Annotated in this window: 1 protein-coding gene; it reads right to left on the bottom strand. The window is 44.8% G+C overall.

Annotated elements, in window-relative coordinates:
• Positions 1–422 (bottom strand): hypothetical protein (locus Q0874_RS17365; protein ID WP_299164817.1); only part of this gene is annotated, 422 nt, incomplete at both ends.

The following is a 422-nucleotide window of genomic DNA, read 5'->3' as shown; positions in this document are numbered from 1 at the left end:
GTATAGGTATAGGTACCGTCCGTATTATCCACCAAAGTAGAAATGGAGGTATCCGTTATCGTAGTGGTTGTTCCTGCGGCATCGGTAAAGTCATACGTGCCATCACCATTATCTACCAAAGCCACCGTTCCGGCAGCTGCATTTATTTCGTCAATAGCCGCCTGTACATCAGTCGCTATTAAGCCAGAACTAGTATTGTTATAGGGATTTGATGCGGCAGTTGTACTAATCGTTACATTCGTACCATCATTGTTGGTAAAGGTATAGGTGCCGTCAAAATTCTCTATAATATCAGCCTTATTGATGTTCTGCGCTACCCCATCCTCATCCGTATAGGTAAAGGTGCCGTTGCCGTTGTCTACCAACCCGGTCAGGGTTTCGGTAAAGGTGGTAATGGTTCCATCTTCTGAGGTATAGGTAAA

Source organism: uncultured Eudoraea sp. (genome assembly GCF_947490415.1).
In the GTDB taxonomy this organism is placed as follows: Bacteria; Bacteroidota; Bacteroidia; order Flavobacteriales; family Flavobacteriaceae; genus Eudoraea.
This window is presented reverse-complemented; position numbering and strand designations above follow the sequence as displayed.